Below are 15,381 nucleotides of genomic sequence, written 5' to 3' on the forward strand. Positions count from 1 at the left end.
AGATTTTATCCCCACCCCCCCGGCGCGTTGGTCCCCGACGGGTTGGGGGGGTCTCGCGGGGGGGGGCCCCCCCCGGGGGCGCCCGGGCCCGCCGGGGCCGGGGCGGGCGCGCGGCGCGCGGGCGGACATCAGGACTGGACGGTCTCGGTGCCCTCGGCCGGCGTGGCCGGCTTGTCGGTCGCCTCGGCGCCGACCAGCAGCTCCTGCTCCCACTCGGCCAGCGGCTCGTCGGTGGCGACGCCCGGCTCGGGCTTGTCGGCGCCGTCGGCGGCCTGGGTGCGGGCGCCGGAGCGCGCCATCAGACCGGCGGCCGCGGCCTCGGCCACGACCTTGGTCAGCAGCGCGGCGGACCGGATCGCGTCGTCGTTGCCCGGGATCGGGTAGTCGACCTCGTCCGGGTCGCAGTTCGTGTCGAGGATCGCCACGATCGGGATGTTGAGCTTGCGTGCCTCGCCGACCGCGATGTGCTCCTTCTTGGTGTCCACGATCCACACGGCGCTGGGCACCTTGGACATGTCGCGGATACCGCCGAGCGTGCGCTCCAGCTTGTCCTTCTCGCGGTTCATCATCAGGATTTCCTTCTTGGTGAAACCCTGGAAACCGCCGGTCTGCTCCATCGACTCCAGCTCCTTGAGCCGCTGGAGGCGCTTGTGCACCGTGGAGAAGTTGGTGAGCATGCCGCCCAGCCAGCGCTGGTTCACGAAGGGCATGCCGACGCGGAGGGCCTCGTTGGCGATGGCCTCCTGCGCCTGCTTCTTGGTGCCGATGAACAGGATCGACCCGCCGTGCGCGACCGTTTCCTTCACGAACTCGTAAGCCCGGTCGATGTAGGTCAGCGTCTGCTGCAGGTCGATGATGTAGATGCCGTTGCGCTCGGTGAAGATGTAGCGCTTCATCTTCGGGTTCCAGCGCCGGGTCTGGTGCCCGAAGTGCACGCCGCTGTCGAGCAGCTGCTTCATGGTGACGACGGCCATGGCCGGGTTCGCACCTCTTCGTTCAGGCGCGACCGGCCTCGGGCCGGCGCGCGTTCCGGTTCGTCGCGGCGGACCGGGTCGGACCGCCGCCCTGGTGCCCCTGCCGCCGTCCGAACCGGAGGACGTCTCGCCTCAGGACCGCCGGACGCCGTGACTCGACCACAACGGAATGGCCGGATCTGCATTGGCACGCGAAGTCGCCCCGCACTCACACGGGCCGCGCACCGAGTGTACGCCGACGGGGCCGGGGACCACGAACCGGGCCTGGAGTTGTCCACAGGGCTCCGAGTTGTCCACAGGTACGCGGAAGCCACTGGTAGCCCCCGGTGCGCCCCGCAATCCTGGACCCGTGACTCCCACCATGCGAACACTGCTGGTCCTGGCCTTGACAGTCGCCTCGACCCTACCCGTCCACCCGGTCGGCGGCCCGGCGTGGGCGGCCCGCCCGCAACGCTTCACCTGGCCGCTGGCACCACCGCATCAGGTGACACGCGCGTTCGAGGCCCCGGCGACGGCGTACGCCCCCGGCCACCGCGGCGTCGACCTGGCCGCGCCCCGCGACGCCCCGGTACTGGCCGCCGCCGACGCGGTGGTGCTGCACGCCGGTCGGGTGGCCCACCGGCCGGTGGTGTCGCTGCGGCACGCGGGCGGCCTGCGGACCACCTACGAACCGGTGGAGCCGACCGTCCGCCGGGGCCAGTTCGTGCGTCGAGGGGACCGGATCGGCACCCTGCGCGAGGGCCACGAGGGCTGCCCGACCGCGGCGTGCCTGCACTGGGGCGCGCTGCGCACCACCCCACCGGCCCCAGGCACCTACCTGGACCCACTGCACCTGCTGACCACCACCCGCGTCCGCCTGCTGCCGAGGGCCGACAGCGGCTGACCACCACCCGCACCCCCACGTGCATCCCACCGAACACCCGCACCCACCGCACTGCCCCGTGCCACGCACCACCGCACCAACCGCACGGCACCCGTTGCCAGGCCATTGCCGCTCCCGCCACCGCGTCCGGCCGTCACGCCGCGCCCCGCCGCATCCGCCCTGAACCCACTGGCTGCCGCGCGGTTCACCGGGGTCGCCACCAATCCCGGCCTCAACCCCACTGCGCCGGGCCAGGCTTCAACGCCACCGCGCCGGACCAGCGGACGGCCCCGCTCACCGCCCGGCGCAGCGAGGTTGAGGCAGCGGGATTGACGCAGCGGGTTGAGGCAGCGGGGTTGAGGCGGGGCAGCCACCGGGTTCGGGTGTCCCGTGCGGTCCGGTCCGGTGCCTGCCGTGCGGTGCGGCGCGTGCGGCGCAGGCGGCGCAGGCGCGGGCGGTGCGGCGCGGGTGCGGGCGGTGCGGCGCGGGTGCGGGCGGTGCGGCGCGGGTGCGGGCGGTGCGGCGCGGGTGCGGGCGGTGCGGCGCGGGTGTGCGGGGTACCCGCGGTGCGGTGCGGATGCGCGGGCTGCCTGCGGTGTGGGTGTGCGGTGCGGGTGTGCGGTGCGGTGCTCGTGGTGTGGGTGCGTGCGGTTCGCGGAAGGCCGTGGGCCGTGAGCCGTGGTCGGTGGCGGTCAGGTCAGGTCTCGAGTTGTTCGTTCAGCTTGGTGCGCAGGCGCAGGACCGCGCGGGTGTGCAGTTGGCACACGCGGGACTCCGTGACGCCCAGGACCTTGCCGATCTCGGCCAGGGTCAGGTTCTCGAAGTAGTACAGCGTGACCACGACGCGGTCCCGTTCGGCGAGCTGCGCGATCGCGTCGGCGAGCTGGCGGCGGCTGTCCTGGTCGACCAGGGTGGCGATCGGGTCCTCCGCGCCCTCGTCGGGCAGGGACTCCGCCAGCGACGAGCCGGCGCCGCCCGTGCTGCGGCCGGCGGCGATCAGCTCGTCCAGTGCCACCACGCTGGTGAGCTGGAGCTGCGCGTACAGCTCGCGCAGCTCGCCCAGGCCGATCTTCAGCTCGGCGGCCAGCTCGCGGTCGGTCGGGGTGCGCTGGAGGCGTCCGCCGAGGCGTTCGAGGGCGCGCTCCACGTCACGCGCGCGGCTGCGGACCGAGCGCGGCACCCAGTCCTGCGAACGGAGGTCGTCGAGGATCGCGCCCCGGATGCGCTGCATCGCGTAGGTCTCGAACTTGAGGCCGCGCTCGGGCTCGAACTTCTCGATCGCGTCGACCAGGCCGAAGATGCCGGACTGGATGAGGTCCGCCACGTCGACGTGCGCGGGCAGGCCCGTGCCGACCCGGCCGGCGACGTACTTCACCAGCGGCGCGTAGTGCAGCACGAGGCGGTCCCGCAGCGCCTGCTCGCGCGATTCGCCGTAGGTGTGCCACAGCGCGATGATCCCGGCTTCCACGTCGTCGGCGGTCCGCGACTCGGACGCCGCGTGCGCGGGCCTCCCGGGCACGACGTGCCCGTTCGCACGCGGCGGCTCGTCCACGTGGTGACCGTTCGTCCCAGCCGCGGAGCGCGCCGCCGACGAGGTCCCGACGTGCGCGGCGGAGGGAGAGGTCACGGTTGCGGTCCGCGAACCTCCCCCTGCGACGTCAGGAGCGGGGGTGGGTTCGGTCATGGATCGCCTTCAGCCGTTCGACGGTGACGTGTGTGTAGAGCTGAGTCGTTGCGAGCGTAGCGTGACCAAGGAGCTCTTGGACGGTGCGCAGGTCCGCTCCCCCTTCCAACAGGTGCGTGGCCGCTGAGTGGCGCAGGCCGTGGGGTCCGGTGTCGGCCGTGCCCGGCACGGCACCCACTACATCGTGGACAACCCTCCTGGCGGTACGCGGATCGAGCCGGCCGCCGCGCGCGCCGAGCAGCAGCGCGCGCTGGGAGCGGTCGTTGACCAGGGCTGATCGACCGTGTTCCACCCAGCGCCGTACTGCCCGTTCGGCCGGAACGCCGAACGGCACTGTGCGCTCACGACCACCCTTGCCCAGAACCCGAATCACCCTTTGGGAGTAGTCCACGTCGTCGAGGTCGAGACCGCACAACTCGGCGACCCGGACACCTGTTGCGTAGAGCAACTCCACCACGGCTCGGTCACGCAGCGCAACCGGATCGCCCTGTTCCGCACCTACTTCGGCAACTGCCATGGCCGCGCCGGCCTGGTCCGGCCGCAGTACGGCGGGGAGGGTCCGGTGCGGGCGGGGTGCGCTGAGCCGAAGGCCGGGGTCGGCGTCGAGCAGGCCCGTGCGGGTGGCCCACGCGGTGAACGTGCGGGCGGAGGCGGCGCGGCGGGCCATCGTCGTCCGGCTCGCGCCGGCGGAGTGCTGCGAGGCCAACCACGACCGCAGGCCGGCCAGGTCGATCGCTTCGACGGTGGCGTTCTCGGGCGCGTCGCCGGATAAGTGCGCCAGCAGCGCGACCGCGTCGCCGAGGTACGCGCGCACCGTGTGCGGGGACAGGCCGCGTTCCATCGCGAGGTGGCGTTCGTAGCGGTCCAGGGCCTCGGCGACGTCTCCGGGCAGCGCGCGGCGCAGGCGAACGAGGTCGGCACGACGTGTCCGAGCGGGCGGCGGCGGGGACATAGCCCCTGACGCTGCGCCCTTGAGCGCTCTTGGTCAAGTATCGCCACGCCAACTCCCCTTCTGGGAACGCTTCCAACCGGTTTCGGACCGTTCGGCGAGACCGGCCAGTTCCAGTTGTGGCAACAAAGCGCGCACCCGTGGCAGCTCCACCCCGGACTCCACCGCGATGGCCTTGGTGCTGTGCCCGACCGTCAGCCCGAGCGCTTCGAAGACCCGCATCGCGTCGCCCTGCGGCGGGTCCGGGTCGGTGTTGCGGGTCGCTTCGACGAGGTCGACGCCGAGCCGTCCGGTCGACTCGATGACCTCGGCGACGCTCGTCACCGGCAACGCTTGCCCCGACCGCAGCAGCTCGTGGCAGCCCGACGAGCTGATCGAGGTGATCGGCCCCGGAACCGCCATGAGCACCCGCCCGAGCGCGGCCGTGGACGCCGCGGTGTTCTTGGCCCCGCTGCGCTGCCCGGCTTCGACCACCACGGTGCCCTCGGCCAGGGCCGCGATGAGCCGGTTGCGGGTCAGGAAGCGGTGGCGCGCGGGCGTGTGCGTCGGCGGGTATTCGCTCACCAGCAGGCCGTGGCTCGGGATGCGCTCCAGCAGGGCGCGGTGGCCGGCCGGGTAGGCGACGTCGATGCCGCAGGCCAGGACGGCGATCGTCGGCCCACCCGCCGTGATGGCACCGCGGTGGGCGGCCCCGTCGATGCCGTAGGCCGCCCCGGACACCACCGTGACCCCGGCCTCGGCCAACCCGAACCCGAACTCGCCCGCGACGTGCTGCCCGTACCCGGACGCGGCCCGACTGCCCACCACCGCGACCGCGCGTTCGGTGATCGAGGCCAGGTCCGCCTCGCCCCGGACCCACAACGCCAACGGTTCCAGCCCGCACCGCAGGCCGTTCGCGGCGGCGAGGGTGAGGGCGTTGAAGGGCCACCGCGGCCACTCGTCGTCCTCGGGGACCACGAGCCGCCCACCGACCTTGGCGGCGGCCTCCAGGTCCTGCTCGGCCTGGTCCAACGCCCGCCGGGCCGAGGTCTGGCTGTCGACGGCCGAGGGCACCTCCCCGGCCCGGACCAACTCGGCCGCCCGCACCGGGCCGACCTCGGCCACGAACCTGACCAGCGCGGCGGCGGGCGGCTCCGCGACCCGGGAGAGGTAGGCGCGGGCCAGCCGGACGTCGTCGGTGGTCACGGCGACCTCCACCAGTCACGCGGGCGAGGGCGCGTGGTCCGGCTCGGTGCGCGGGCCACCACGAGGGGGAGGTCGCGGTCGGAGGCGGGGTCCGGGTCGCGGTCGGGCGCAGGGTCGGGGATGCGGTCGGCGGCACGGTCGAGGGCGGGGTCGGCGGCACGGTCGAGGGCGGGGCCGCAGTTGGGAGCACGGCCGCGGCCGGCGGCGGGGGCGCAACCAGGGGCGGGAGCGCGGTCGGGAGCGGGGGCGCAGTCGGGAGCGGGGTGCGTGTCGGTGGGTGGGCGGACCGCCTTGGAGCCGAGCGGGGCGGGACCAGCCGGCGGAGGCGTCGGTGGCGGAATGGTCGCCGGTGGAGGAGGTGGCGAGGCGGCCGAGGGCGAGGGTGAAGACAGGGAGGCAGGGGGCGGTGCGGCTGGCGGCGGATAGGTGGAGGGCGGTGACGTCGAGGACGGTGAGGTCGAAGGTGGTAGGGGAGGTTGAGGGGCGGAGGGTGGTGGGGTGGTGGTGCGGGAGGTGGGGTTGTTGGTGGTGGTCATGACTTCCTGCGCTCTCGGAACTCCAGGGCGGCTGCCACGTGGTCGGCTGTCGGTCGGTCCACCTCCGCCAGGTCGGCCAGGGTCCAGGCGACCCGCAGGCACCGGTCCGCGCCGCGGCCCGTCAGCGCGCCGGTGCTCAGCGCCCGGTCCAGGACGGTGGTCGCTTGGCGGGGCAGGGCGAACTCCCGCCTCAGGACGGGGCCGGGGACGTCGGCGTTGGTCAGCCAGCCGTGCTCCGACCAGCGCTCCGCCGCCCTCGTCCGGGCCTTCTGCACCCGCTCCCGCACGGCGGCCGTCGGTTCGGGCGGTCCGAGGTCCGCGGCGCTCATGACGGTCAGGGGGCGCATCACCACCCGCAGGTCCACCCGGTCCAGGAGGGGGCCGGACAGCTTGCTCTGGTACCGCCTGCGGGCGGCCGGGAGGCACACGCAGTCGATGTCCTTCGGCGGCGCGCACGGGCACGGGTTGGTCGCCATCACGAGCTGGAACCTGGCCGGGTAGCGGGCGATGCCGTCGCGCCTCGCCAGGCGCACCTCGCCCTCCTCCAGCGCCGTGCGCAGCGCCTCCAGCTTGGCCGCGCCGAACTCCCTCGCCTCGTCCAGGAACAGCACGCCCCGGTGCGCCGTGCTCATCGCGCCCGGCCTCGCCATGCCGGTGCCGCCGCCGATCAGGGCGACCACGGACGTCGAGTGGTGCAGTGACACGAACGGCGGCCTGGTGACCAGCGGCGCGTCCGGGCTGAGCAGGCCGGCGATGGAGTGCACCGCGGTGACGCCCAGGGCCTCCTCCGGCGACAACGGCGGCAGGAGGCCGGTCAGGCGCTGGGCCAGCATCGTCTTGCCCGTCCCGGGCGGGCCGGTCAGCAGGACGTGGTGGCCGCCCGCCGCGGCGACCTCCAGCGCCCACCTCGCCTCCGGCTGCCCCACCACGTCGGCCAGGTCCGGGCCGTCCGGCGGAGGGGCGATCGCGGGCGGGGTGGTGCGGTGCAGTTCCCGCTCGCCCGCGAGCCAGGCCAGGACGTCGGCCAGGGTCTCCGCGCCGAGCACCGTCATGCCCTCGACCAGCGCGGCCTCCGCCAGGACGTCCACCGGCACGACCGCTTCGGCCAGCCCCGCCCGCTTGGCCGCCAGCAACGCGGGCAGCACGCCCCGGACGGCGCGCACCCGGCCGTCCAAGGCCAGCTCGCCCAGCAGCACGGTCTCCGCCAGGCGCTCCCCCGGGATGGACCTCGCGGCGGCCAGGACCACGCACGCGATGGCCAGGTCGTAACCGGAGCCGTTCTTCGGCAGCGTCGCCGGGGACAGCCCCAGCGTCACCCGTTGCGACGGCCAGTCGTGCCCGCTGTTGCGCACGGCCGCCTTCACGCGGTCCTTCGACTCGTGCAGCGCGGCGTCCGGCAGGCCGAGCAACTGCGTCTTCACCGTGCCGACGCCCACGTCGGCCTCGATCTCCACCGGCACGCCGTCCACCCCGAACAACGCCACCGACCACGTCCGCGCGAGCGCCATCACACACCCCGCACGTGGTGCAGGCGGACCCGGCCGGACGGCGGCCACTCGATCGCGATCACGTCGAGCCGGATCTCCACCCGGCCGACCCGGTGGGCGCTCGACCAGCGCAGGGCCGCCTTGCGAATCCGCTCCACCTGCTCCGGCGTCACCGCCTCCAGCGGCGTCCCCCGCGAGGTGCCCGAACGGCACTTGACCTCGACCACCACCAACCGCGTGCCGTCGGTGGCGACGACGTCCAGCTCACCGTCCTCGCACCGCCAGTTGCGCGCCAGGATCGACAGGCCCTGGTGCTCCAGGTACCGGCACGCCGCGTCCTCGCCGCGCCGGCCCAGCTCGGTCGCCGTGCTCATCGCTCCCACCTCCGGAATCGGTCCTGGTTGCGACCTTGCCGGGGGTGGGGCGGGCTGACGAGCGGGAGTGCGCGAACTGTGGACAACTCCCGGGGCTGTGGACAGCTCCGAGGGAATTGTCGGTATCGCGTGGTATCGGCGCGAAAAGACGCGAAGGGGCCCGCCTCGCGGCGGGCCCCGGAGACTTCGCGGGTGTCAGGAGTTGAACGGGCCGTCCTCGGGCAGCCTGAGTTCAGGTTTGTCCAGCTCCTCCACGTTCACGTCCTTGAAGGTGATCACCCGGACGTTCTTCACGAAACGGGCGGGGCGGTACATGTCCCACACCCACGCGTCGGACATCCGCACCTCGAAGTAGACCTCGCCGTCCGCGTTGCGGACCTGCACGTCCACCGAGTTGGCCAGGTAGAACCGACGCTCGGTCTCCACGACGAACGAGAACTGGCTGACGATGTCGCGGTACTCCTTGTACAGCGACAACTCCATCTCGGTCTCGTACTTCTCGAGATCCTCTGCACTCATCACGCCTCCGCGCGGGTAATCATCGAATCCGCGCCCCTCCTCGTCGCGAGCCTGCCACCGCTGGTCTGCGGGGTTGTCCCATTCTGGACCACGGTGGCCGCGACCACGCCGCGCGCCACCCGGTGCGGCGGTTCCAGCCCGTGCCGGAGCGCCGCGGCGGTCACGTTCGCATACGACCAGCGGTGTTGCCCACTCGGGCCGTGCTCTGCCAGCGCCGCCTGGTGCTCGGGGGTGCTGTAGCCCTTGTGCACGTTGAACCCGTAGACGGGCAGCTCCTCGTGCAGGCCGGCCATGATCCGGTCCCGGGTGACCTTCGCCAGCACGGACGCCGCCGCGACGCACGCGGCCACCCGGTCGCCCTTGACCACCGGCATGTTGGGCGCGGTCAGGCCCGGCACCGGGAAGCCGTCGGTCAGCACGTACCCGGGGTGCGCCCCGAGCCGCGCGACCGCGCGCCGCATGCCCTCGATGTTCGCCACGTGCACGCCGATCAGGTCCACCTCGGCGGCCGGGATCACGATCACCGCGTAGTCCAGCGCGCGCTTGAGCACCAGGTCGTACATCCGGTCGCGCGCGGCGGCGGTGAGCAGCTTCGAGTCGGTGAGCCCGTCGAACTTCGCCGCGTCACCCGGCTTGAGCACGCACGACGCCACGACCAGCGGCCCCGCGCAGGCCCCGCGACCGGCCTCGTCCACGCCGGCCACCGGGCCGAACCCGCGCCGGTCCAACGCGGCTTCGAAGGCCCAGATGCCCGCGGCCTGCCGTACCTGGACGCGAGGCGGCTTGCGGATCACCCCTCGACCCTATCTCAGCCGCGAACCCCGGAGCCGGGCCCTCACGCGCTTGCCGAGCAGCAGCACGGGCCACGCCGCCGCGAAACCGACGCCCACCGGCAGCGCGTCCTGCCACGCGGGCGCGCCGATGGCCGTGACCTGCGGGTTGTGGTCGCCGATGCCCTGCCAGCGCGACGGCGGCAGCACGATCACCCGCGCCTTGCCCACCACGTTGTCCACCGGCACCAGACCGCCCTCGCGGCCGTCGCCCTGGCACCGCGAGTCGCACGAGTCGTTGCGGTTGTCACCCAGCACGAACAGGTAGCCCGGCGGGATCTTCAGCTCGGCGAACGACTCCTGCACCGTGCTGCGGCCCGGGGCCCAGTACACGTACGGCTCGTCCAGCGGCTTGCCGTCGACCACGACCCGGTTGCGGTCGTCGCAGCACTGCACGGTCTGCCCGCCGACCGCGATGACCCGCTTGACGAAGTCCTCCTCGTTCGGCGCCGGGAACCCCAGCAGCGAGCCGAGGCCCTGCACCGCGCGGGTCACCGGGTTGGTCGGCTCGGCGGCCACGAAGTCCTGGTTGATCCAGGTGTCCGGGCCGTGGAAGACGACCACGTCACCCGGTTCGGGGTCGGTGAAGTCGTAGGTCAGCTTGTCCACCAGCACCCGGTCGCCGAAGCAGCCGCCGGAGCAGCCGTGCAACGTCTGCTCCATCGACTCCGACGGGATCATGTAGACCTTCGCCAGGAACGACTGGATCAGCACCGCGAGCACCACCGCGACACCGATCAGGATCGGCAGCTCTTTCCAGAACGAGCCCTTGCGCTTGGTCGATTTGCGCGCGCGGGCACGCCACCGCTCGACCTTCTCCTCGTGCTCCGGGTCCCCCTCGTCGGAGGAGCCCCGGGACGATGCGACGTCCACCACCCCGCCAGCGTACCGATCAGGGCTGTGAGGCCCTGGTCAACCGCCTGCGCAACCGGCGACCGAAGAACACCAGGGGCCACGCCGCGGCCAGTCCCGCGCCCGCCGGGATGGCGCTCTGCCACGCGGGCGCGCCGAGCGCCACGGCCTGCGGGTTGTGGTCGCCGATGCCCTGCCAGCGCGACGGCGGCAGCACGATCACCCGCGCCTTGCCGATGACGTTCTCCTCCGGCACGGTGCCCGCCACGCCGCCGCCGCCCTGCTTGCGCGAGTCGGTGGAGTTGGTGCGGTTGTCACCCATCACCCAGAGGTGGCCTTCGGGCACCTTGACCGGCTCGAACGGGTCGTGGTTCTCCGGCGACGTGCCGGGCTGCCAGTAGATGTACGGCTCGTCCAGCGGCTTGCCGTCCACGAGCACCCGGTGCTGCTCGTCGCAGCACTGCACGGTCTGCCCGCCGACCGCGATGACGCGCTTCACGAAGTCGCGCTCGTCCGGGGGCGCGAGCCCGATCAATGACGCGATCGACTGAATTCCGGCCACGATCGGGTTATCCGAACGGCTGGAGGTGAAGTCGTTGTTGCCCCACGTCTCGGGGCCGCGGAACACGACGACCTCACCGGGCTCGATGTCGGTGAAGTCGTAGACCAGCTTGTCGACCAGCACCCGGTCGTTGTTGCACCCCGGGCAGCCGTGGAGGGTCTGCTCCATCGACTGCGACGGGATCACGTACACCCGCGCGAGGAACGTCTGGATCAGGACCGTGAGGACGAGCGCCGTCGCGCCGAGCACGAGCAACTCGCGCCACAGCGGGGGCTTCTTCTTGTCCTTCTTCGACTTGCCGCCCGCAGCCGGGTCCGGAGTGGACTCGGCTGCGGGTTCCTGACCGTCTTCGTCAGCGGAGCGGTGCACGGGGTCTGCCACGAGTGGCAGGCTACTGCTTCCGCGTGTGCCCGGCGTCAGGAGGCCGGCTTGGCCTCGCGCTTCTCCTTGATCTTCGCGGCCTTGCCGCGCAGGTCGCGCAGGTAGTACAGCTTCGCGCGGCGGACGTCGCCGCGGGAGGCGACCTCGATCTCGGCGATGTTCGGGGAGTGCACCGGGAAGGTGCGCTCGACGCCGACGCCGAACGAGACCTTGCGGACGGTGAAGGTCTCGCGGATGCCGCCGCCCTGGCGGCGGATCACGACGCCCTGGAACACCTGGACCCGCTCGCGGGAGCCCTCGATGACGCGGACGTGGACCTTCAGCGTGTCGCCCGGCCGGAAGCTGGGGATGTCGGAGCGCAGCGACTGGGCGTCAAGAGCGTCCAGGGTGTTCATCGGTGGTCCGTCCTCGTCCTCACGTGTATTGCGTACTCCCCCAGGGCGCGGCCGAACTCATGTCACACACGCGCGGGGGCGGGCCTAGCGCACGCCGGATGAGTAGAACCGGGTGCAGCAACCTGTCCAGTGTGCCAGACGAGGGGCGGCGGCACGAAATCGCCCTAGTCGAGCCCGTCGAGCAGCGCGCGGTCGTGCTTGTCCAGCGCCCCCTCGGGCAGGGCGTCGAGCAGGTCCGGCCGGCGCTCGCGGGTCCGGCGCAGGGCCTGGTCGCGCCGCCACCGGTCGATCGCCCGGTGGTTGCCCGAGCGCAGCACCTCGGGCACGGCGAGGTCGCGCCACACCTCCGGACGGGTGTAGCTGGGCCCCTCCAGCAGGCCGTCGGAGAACGAGTCCTCGGCGGCCGACTTCGGGTTGCCCAGCACGCCGGGCAGCAGGCGGACGACGGCCTCGACCATCACCAGCACCGCCACCTCGCCCCCGACCAGCACGTAGTCGCCGATGGAGACCTCGTCCACGCGCATCCGGCGGGACGCGTCGTCCACCACCCGCTGGTCGATGCCCTCGTACCGCCCGCAGGCGAACACCAGGTGCTCCTCGCCGGCCAGGTCGTGCGCCATCCGCTGGGTGAACGGCCGGCCGGCGGGCGTGGGCACGATCAGGCGCGTGGCCGGGGTGCACACCGCGTCCAGCGCCTCGCCCCACACCTGGGGCTTCATCACCATGCCCGGACCGCCGCCGTACGGGCTGTCGTCGACGGCCTTGTGCACGTCGTACGTCCAGTTCCGCAGGTCGTGCACGCCGACGCTGATCAGGCCCCTGTCGATCGCCTTGCCCAGCAGGGCGGCGCGGAGCGGGTCCAGGTACTCCGGGAAGATCGTGACGACGTCAATCCGCATCGAGCAGGCCCTCGGGCGGGTCCAGCACCACGCGCCCGCCGGGGATGTCCACCACGGGCACGATGTCGCGCACGAACGGCACGAGCGCCTCGTCGCCGTTCTCGCGCTTCACGACCAGCAGCTCGCCGCCCGGACCGTGCACGACCTCCAGCACGACGCCGACCCTGGTGCCGTCCGCCAGCTCGGCGGTCAGCCCCTCCAGCTCGTGGTCGTAGAACTCGTCCGGGTCGCCGGTCGGCGGCAGGTCCTCGGTGCTGCCCAGCAGCAGCGTGCCGCGCAACGTCTCGGCGACGTCGCGCGTCAGCACTTCCTCGAAACGCACCAGCAGCCGCCCGGAGTGGTTCCGGGCGGCTGCGACGGTGAGGTTGCGGGACGAGCCGTCGCGCAGCTTGGCGGCCAGCACCGAGCCCTTGGCGAACCGGGTCTCCGGCGAGTCCGTGCGCACGTCCACGGCCAGCTCGCCGCTGATCCCGTGCGCCTTGGCCACGCGGCCGACGACGACGTCCATGTGCGCGGTCAGCGGTCGGTGTCGACCACGTCGACGCGCACGCCACGACCACCGATGCCGGCCATCACGGTGCGCAGGGCGGTCGCGGTGCGGCCGCTGCGGCCGATCACCTTGCCGAGGTCGTCCGGGTGGACGTGCACCTCGAGCGTGCGACCGCGCCGGGTCGTGACCAGGTTCACCCGGACGTCGTCCGGGTGGTCGACGATGCCTCGAACGAGGTGTTCGAGAGCGTCAGCCAACAAGCTCACGCCTCGTCCTTGGCAGCCTCGGCGGCGGGCTCGGCGTCCGCGGCCTTCTTGGCCGACTTCTTCTTCGGGGTCGTCGCCTCGGTCGTCGGGGCGTCGCCCGCGGCGGCCAGCGCGGCGGCGAACAGGTCCGCCTTGCTCGGCTTCGGCTCCTTGACCTTCAGCGTGCCCTCGGCGCCCGGCAGGCCCTTGAACTTCTGCCAGTCACCGGTGATCTCCAGCAGGCGCTGGACCGACTCGGTCGGCTGCGCGCCGACGCCCAGCCAGTACTGCGCGCGGTCGCTGTCCACCGCGATGAACGACGGCTCTTCCTTCGGGTGGTACTTGCCGATCGTCTCGATGGCCTTGCCGTTGCGGCGGGTGCGGGCGTCGGCGACGACGATCCGGTAGTACGGCTGACGGATCTTGCCAAGCCGCTGAAGCTTGATCTTGACGGCCACGGGTGTGGGTGCTCCTCGTGCTCTCGTGTGCTCAGGTGCGGGCAGTCCTCACCCGAGTGGGGCACGGGTGGTGAAAGCCCAGGTGTCTGGGGCGCCATGGCACGGTGAGAGGGACCGACCTCGGCGAACAACCAACCATTCTGCCAGACCGGTCTACCGCGGCACGAATCGGGCCACGGGGACGCCCGCCCCCGCCAGCGCGGCGCGGACCCGCTTCGCGTGCTCGACCGCGCCCGGCGTGTCGCCGTGCAGGCAGACCGAGTCGACCTCCGCCCGCAGCACGGTGCCGTCGGTGGCGACCAGCTCGCCGCGTTCGGCGAGGCGGAGCACCTGCGCGACGACGGCGTCCGTGCCGCTCAGGACGGCGCCGGGCTCGGATCGCGGCACGAGCGTGGCCTGCGGGGTGTACGCGCGGTCGGCGAACGCCTCCCGGACCGCGCGCAGGCCCGCGCGCCCGGCGTGGTGGAGCAGGCGCGAGCCGGGCAGCCCGAGCACGGGCAGGTCGCCGAACGCGCGGACGCCGGCCACCACGGCCTCGGCCTGGCGGTCGTGGTGCACGGTCGCGTTGTAGAGGGCCCCGTGCGGCTTGACGTACTCGACCCTGGTCCCGGCCGCGCGGGCGCACGCGTCGAGCGCCCCGATCTGGTACAGCACCTCGTCGGCCAGCTCGACCGGGTCGGCGTCGATGAAGCGGCGGCCGAAGCCCGCCAGGTCGCGGTAGGAGACCTGCGCGCCCACCGCCACGCCCGCGGCCGCCGCCTGCCCGCACACCCGGCGCATGGTCGACGGGTCGCCCGCGTGGAAGCCGCAGGCCACGTTCGCGCTGGTCACGATCCCGAGCAGGGCTTCGTCGTCGCCGAGGCGCCAGATGCCGAAGCCCTCGCCGAGATCGCTGTTGAGGTCGATCGCGCGTGCGGTCACGCGGGCATCACCCCGATCGAGACGAGGAGGAGGGTCAGGCCGGGCAGGAAGTTGTTGATCACGTGCGCCACCACGCTCGCGGTGAGCCTGCGGGTGATGAGCCGGGCGATGCCGATGGGCACCGCGATGACGATCAGCAGCGAGGTCCGCAGCGGTTCCAGGTGGCTGGCCGCGAAGATGAGCGTGGTCAGCACGAACGCCGCCCAGCGGCTCCAGCGCTGCCGCTCGATCGCGCCCCACAGCAGCCCGCGGTAGATGATCTCCTCGCACACCGGGCCGAGGAAGCACACGTAGAGGAACATCGCGACGGCGGCGGCCAGGGGCAGCGCCGCGCCGTCCACCAGCTCGCCGATCGCGGAGGTGGCGTTCTGGTCGCCGACCACCTTCGACCAGACGACCGCGGCCACGTAGGTGAGCACCAGCCCGAGCGCGCCCAGCTTGAGGCCGACCTTCACGTCGGCCCAGTCCCAGGCCAGCCGGAGGTCGCGGAACGGGCCGTTGCCGCGCAGGTAGGTGATGGTCACCGCGACCAGGGCGGCGAGCACGGTCGGGACCATCGAGCCGATGAGGATGTAGGCGGGCGAGGAGCCGGTGCCGGTCGTGCGGGCCACCGCGGTGATGAACACCGCGCTGAGAATGAAAACCGCTTCGACCAGCAGGAACGCGCCGAAGCCCCACCGCTGGCCGGCGTGCACCGCTTCCGGCTCGCGCCCGACCGCGCGGACGCTCGCGATCAGGCCGGGCGGCGGTTCATCCGGTCGTGTCACAACCATCAACC

General features: G+C 72.8%; 18 protein-coding genes. 1 reads left to right on the forward strand and 17 read right to left on the reverse strand.

What is annotated here, in order from left to right; genetic code table 11:
* Positions 1-128 precede the first annotated feature (128 nt).
* A complete protein-coding gene (gene rpsB / locus ACFXGA_RS14960; protein WP_378088048.1) occupies positions 129-974 on the reverse strand; it encodes a 30S ribosomal protein S2 in 846 nt (281 codons plus the stop codon).
* Between the two features lie 484 nt (positions 975-1,458).
* On the opposite strand from rpsB, the gene ACFXGA_RS14965 reads away from it, so the two are divergent.
* On the forward strand, positions 1,459-1,857 hold the full coding sequence (locus ACFXGA_RS14965; RefSeq protein ID WP_378088050.1) for a M23 family metallopeptidase: 399 nt from the start codon (positions 1,459-1,461) through the stop codon (positions 1,855-1,857).
* A 676-nt stretch (positions 1,858-2,533) separates the two neighbouring features.
* Here ACFXGA_RS14965 and ACFXGA_RS14970 read toward each other — a convergent pair.
* From ACFXGA_RS14970 to ACFXGA_RS15045, 16 genes are all read right to left on the reverse strand, one after another.
* On the reverse strand, positions 2,534-3,520 hold the full coding sequence (locus ACFXGA_RS14970; RefSeq protein ID WP_378088052.1) for a FliA/WhiG family RNA polymerase sigma factor: 987 nt from the start codon (positions 3,518-3,520) through the stop codon (positions 2,534-2,536).
* Complete coding sequence (locus ACFXGA_RS14975) at positions 3,495-4,472, reverse strand: tyrosine recombinase XerC (protein WP_378088054.1); 978 nt, start codon at positions 4,470-4,472, stop codon at positions 3,495-3,497. Before ACFXGA_RS14975 ends, ACFXGA_RS14970 begins: the two co-directional genes overlap by 26 nt.
* Positions 4,473-4,505: 33 nt before the next feature.
* Positions 4,506-5,654 carry a DNA-processing protein DprA gene (gene dprA, locus ACFXGA_RS14980; protein WP_378088056.1) on the reverse strand — a complete coding sequence of 383 codons (1,149 nt, stop codon included), beginning with the start codon at positions 5,652-5,654 and terminating at the stop codon, positions 4,506-4,508.
* 532 nt (positions 5,655-6,186) lie between these two features.
* Entirely contained in the window at positions 6,187-7,698 is a 1,512-nt protein-coding gene (locus ACFXGA_RS14985) for a YifB family Mg chelatase-like AAA ATPase (RefSeq protein WP_378088058.1), read from the reverse strand.
* Entirely contained in the window at positions 7,698-8,051 is a 354-nt protein-coding gene (locus tag ACFXGA_RS14990; RefSeq protein ID WP_378088060.1) for a YraN family protein, read from the reverse strand. Before ACFXGA_RS14990 ends, ACFXGA_RS14985 begins: the two co-directional genes overlap by 1 nt.
* Before the next feature lie 195 nt (positions 8,052-8,246).
* Positions 8,247-8,570: a DUF2469 domain-containing protein gene (locus ACFXGA_RS14995; RefSeq protein ID WP_033431454.1), complete on the reverse strand. Its 324-nt coding sequence runs from the start codon at positions 8,568-8,570 to the stop codon at positions 8,247-8,249.
* The gene (locus ACFXGA_RS15000; protein ID WP_378088062.1) at positions 8,570-9,364 is read right to left on the reverse strand and encodes a ribonuclease HII; all 795 of its coding nucleotides are present in this window, start codon (positions 9,362-9,364) and stop codon (positions 8,570-8,572) included. The genes ACFXGA_RS14995 and ACFXGA_RS15000 overlap by 1 nt, the downstream gene beginning before the upstream one ends.
* A 9-nt stretch (positions 9,365-9,373) precedes the next feature.
* Positions 9,374-10,276: a signal peptidase I gene (gene lepB, locus ACFXGA_RS15005; RefSeq protein WP_378088064.1), complete on the reverse strand. Its 903-nt coding sequence runs from the start codon at positions 10,274-10,276 to the stop codon at positions 9,374-9,376.
* Between the two features lie 16 nt (positions 10,277-10,292).
* Complete coding sequence (gene lepB, locus ACFXGA_RS15010) at positions 10,293-11,195, reverse strand: signal peptidase I (RefSeq protein WP_378088066.1); 903 nt, start codon at positions 11,193-11,195, stop codon at positions 10,293-10,295.
* A 35-nt stretch (positions 11,196-11,230) separates the two neighbouring features.
* Complete coding sequence (gene rplS / locus ACFXGA_RS15015) at positions 11,231-11,590, reverse strand: 50S ribosomal protein L19 (RefSeq protein ID WP_073896548.1); 360 nt, start codon at positions 11,588-11,590, stop codon at positions 11,231-11,233.
* 164 nt (positions 11,591-11,754) lie between these two features.
* The gene (gene trmD / locus ACFXGA_RS15020) at positions 11,755-12,489 is read right to left on the reverse strand and encodes a tRNA (guanosine(37)-N1)-methyltransferase TrmD (RefSeq protein ID WP_378088069.1); all 735 of its coding nucleotides are present in this window, start codon (positions 12,487-12,489) and stop codon (positions 11,755-11,757) included.
* A complete protein-coding gene (gene rimM / locus ACFXGA_RS15025; RefSeq protein ID WP_378088071.1) occupies positions 12,479-12,997 on the reverse strand; it encodes a ribosome maturation factor RimM in 519 nt (172 codons plus the stop codon). The genes trmD and rimM overlap by 11 nt, the downstream gene beginning before the upstream one ends.
* An 8-nt stretch (positions 12,998-13,005) precedes the next feature.
* A complete protein-coding gene (locus ACFXGA_RS15030; RefSeq protein WP_015104447.1) occupies positions 13,006-13,245 on the reverse strand; it encodes an RNA-binding protein in 240 nt (79 codons plus the stop codon).
* Complete coding sequence (gene rpsP / locus ACFXGA_RS15035) at positions 13,242-13,682, reverse strand: 30S ribosomal protein S16 (protein WP_378088073.1); 441 nt, start codon at positions 13,680-13,682, stop codon at positions 13,242-13,244. The genes ACFXGA_RS15030 and rpsP overlap by 4 nt, the downstream gene beginning before the upstream one ends.
* A gap of 153 nt (positions 13,683-13,835) precedes the next feature.
* Positions 13,836-14,603, reverse strand: coding sequence for a LamB/YcsF family protein (locus ACFXGA_RS15040; RefSeq protein WP_378088075.1), 768 nt, complete (start codon positions 14,601-14,603; stop codon positions 13,836-13,838).
* Positions 14,600-15,376: a CPBP family intramembrane glutamic endopeptidase gene (locus tag ACFXGA_RS15045; RefSeq protein WP_378088077.1), complete on the reverse strand. Its 777-nt coding sequence runs from the start codon at positions 15,374-15,376 to the stop codon at positions 14,600-14,602. The genes ACFXGA_RS15040 and ACFXGA_RS15045 overlap by 4 nt, the downstream gene beginning before the upstream one ends.
* Positions 15,377-15,381: the final 5 nt, after the last annotated feature.

Source organism: Actinosynnema sp. NPDC059335 (assembly GCF_042752395.1).
In the GTDB taxonomy this organism is placed as follows: Bacteria; Actinomycetota; Actinomycetes; order Mycobacteriales; family Pseudonocardiaceae; genus Actinosynnema.